Genomic DNA, 2,411 nt, shown 5'->3' with positions numbered 1-2,411 from the left:
CCGCCGCGATCGCCTCCCCGCGCGTCACCGCGATCGCGCCGAGCCCGGTGACGAGCGTGCTCCACCCCGCACCGTGATCGATGATCACCGTGCCGCCGTAATCGCGGAAAACCCGCGCGAAGATCACCTTCCCCGCCGCCGGCGCGACCACCGGCGCGCCCGACGCGACCGCGAAGGTCAGCCCGCGCGCGCGCACGCCATTGTCGGAAACCTCGCCCAGCCCGGTCACCAGCCGCCCCGCGACCGGCAGGCGATACGCCGCCGGGATCGCGCCGGGCGTTCGGTCGACCCGCGGCGGCCCCGGCAAGCGTTCCAGCGCAGCAAGCGTCTGGCGATCGTCGCCGATCGCGGTCATCCGATCGAGCAGGTCGCGCGCCTCCTCACCCATCGCGATCGCGCGGTCGGCGGCGGCGCGCGCATCGCGGTCAAACCGCATCGCGGCCTGATCGTGGCTGGCGCGCAACGCCGCGAGCCGCTGGCGCTGGACGACGAGATCGGCGCGCCCGTCGCGCAGCCCCTTGGCCGCCGACGCCGCGGCACGCTCGAGCCGGCGCGATTCGGCCAGCGCCGCGCGGACATCGGCCGCGCGCGCGTCGATCACCGGCGTGGTCGCCGCGAGCGCGGCGCGGACATGCACCATATCGCTGATCGACCCCGGCTGCGCCACCGCAACCACCGCCGGCCGCCCGGCAAGCGAAGCGAGCGCGGCGAGCAACCGCGCGACCGGCTCGCGCTTCCGCGCGAATTCCGCGCGCTGCTGTTCCTGCAGCCGTTCGACGATCGCGACGCGCGCCTCGGCCGCCGCCAGATCGGCCTCGGCCCGGGTGATGCGCGCCGCCATTCCCTGTTCCTGAACGTGGAAACGCGCCGCGGTGTCGCGCTCGGCGGCGGCCTGGCGATCGAAGGCGGCGGCGCGGCGGGTCGCCTCGGCGGCGGCGGCCTTGGCCTGCGCCAGCCGCGCCCGTGCGATCGCCAGCGCATCCTGCGCCGGCGCCGACGCGGCGAGCAGCGTTCCGGCCAGCACGGTGGCTGTTACCGCAAATACCCTTGTGCTCCCGCGAAGGCGGGACCCCAGACTGGGTCCCCGCCTTCGCGGGAGCACAAGGGAAGGCGTACCAGCCTCCAAAGCATCACGCGCCGATCCCTTTCCACCCCGGCGCAGGCCAGGGTCCAGTTGCGACCGACCCGATGCTGGATCCGGGCCTGCGCCGGGGTGGATCATATCTTGGGTACAATGCTCCGCGTGCAATCCTTCCCCGTTCCGCATCGCCTCAGCCTTCGCGATGATAGGGGTGGTTGGCAAGGATCGAGGTAGCGCGGAACAATTGCTCCGCCAGCATCGCCCGCGCGAGCAGATGCGGCCAGGTCGCGCGCCCGAACGAGATCAGCAGATCCGCCTCGCCGCGCGCGGCATCGTCGAACCCGTCGGCCGCGCCGATCATGAAGCGCGCCTCGCGCACCCCGTCGTCGCGCCACCGCCCGAGCAATTGCGCGAAGGCGAGCGACGCCATCACCTCGCCACGCTCGTCGAGCAGCACGCGGCGCGTCTGCGGCGGCGCATCGGGGATGCGGCCACCGGTGTCGGGCAGTTCGGTGATCTTCGTCGGCCAGCCGATTCGCTTCATGTAGCGATCGACCAGCTCGGCCTCCGGCGAGCGGCCGATCCGGCCGCGCGCCACGATATGCAGCAGCAGCTCAGGCGTTCCCGGCCGGCGGCGCGTCCCCGAACGACCACATCCGCTCGAGATTGTAGAAAGAGCGCACCTCGGGGCGGAACAGATGGACGATCACGTCGCCGGCGTCGATCAGCACCCAATCGGCGGTCGGCAGCCCCTCGATCCGGGGAGAGCGGCCGGTTTCGGCCTTGATCTTCTCGGCGAGCTTGGACGCCATCGAGGCGACCTGTCGCGTCGAGCGCCCCGACGCGATCACCATATGATCGGCGATCGACGATTTCCCGGCGAGCGGGATCGAGATCATATCGGCGGCCTGATCATCGTCCAGGCTGTCGAGCACGAGCTTATGGAGCACCGCGACACCGTTGGCGTCGGGCGATCGATAGGCGTTGGCGGATGCGGGCAAGGTTACTCCTGGGCAAAAGGTTTGGCGGGGGCGCCGCGGAAGCGGCGATGCCAGGACGGGTCGGCAGCACGAAGCTGCGTCGCGGACGTCGGATCGGGGCGGAAACGCAACAGCACCAGCGCCGGCACACTCCACTCGGTCCAGTTCCTCGCCTGACATGCGGGCCTCTGGAAGCGCCGCAGCCAGCCCATCGCGTGGGCCGCGTGGGCCGGGCCATCATATCCCGGCCGCGCGATCACCGCAATCGGAACCGTCCGCGCAATCCGCCGCCAGTCGCGCCAGCGGTGGAACTGGACGAGATTGTCCGCCCCCATCACCCAGATGAAGCG

4 protein-coding genes are annotated in these 2,411 nt (G+C 71.7%); all 4 read right to left on the bottom strand.

Annotation, left to right across the window (positions count from 1 at the left end; translation table 11 throughout):
• Window positions 1-1,024, bottom strand: a 1,024-nt coding sequence (locus BGN95_RS02515; protein ID WP_286771519.1) for a murein hydrolase activator EnvC family protein, incomplete at its 3' end; no start/stop codon positions are given.
• 247 nt (window positions 1,025-1,271) lie between these two features.
• Complete coding sequence (locus BGN95_RS02510; RefSeq protein WP_179513692.1) at window positions 1,272-1,694, bottom strand: 23S rRNA (pseudouridine(1915)-N(3))-methyltransferase RlmH; 423 nt, start codon at window positions 1,692-1,694, stop codon at window positions 1,272-1,274.
• 1 nt (window position 1,695) lies between these two features.
• Window positions 1,696-2,082 carry a ribosome silencing factor gene (gene rsfS / locus BGN95_RS02505; protein ID WP_179512171.1) on the bottom strand — a complete coding sequence of 129 codons (387 nt, stop codon included), beginning with the start codon at window positions 2,080-2,082 and terminating at the stop codon, window positions 1,696-1,698.
• A 2-nt stretch (window positions 2,083-2,084) separates the two neighbouring features.
• Window positions 2,085-2,411: nucleotidyl transferase family protein (locus BGN95_RS02500; RefSeq protein WP_502688237.1), on the bottom strand; the 327-nt coding region annotated here is incomplete at its 5' end.

The organism is Sphingomonas sp. 66-10 (genome assembly GCF_001897045.1).
Taxonomy (GTDB): domain Bacteria; phylum Pseudomonadota; class Alphaproteobacteria; order Sphingomonadales; family Sphingomonadaceae; genus Sphingomonas; species Sphingomonas lycopersici.
Note: the sequence above shows the minus strand (reverse complement) of the source record. Positions and strands in the feature narration are given on the sequence as shown.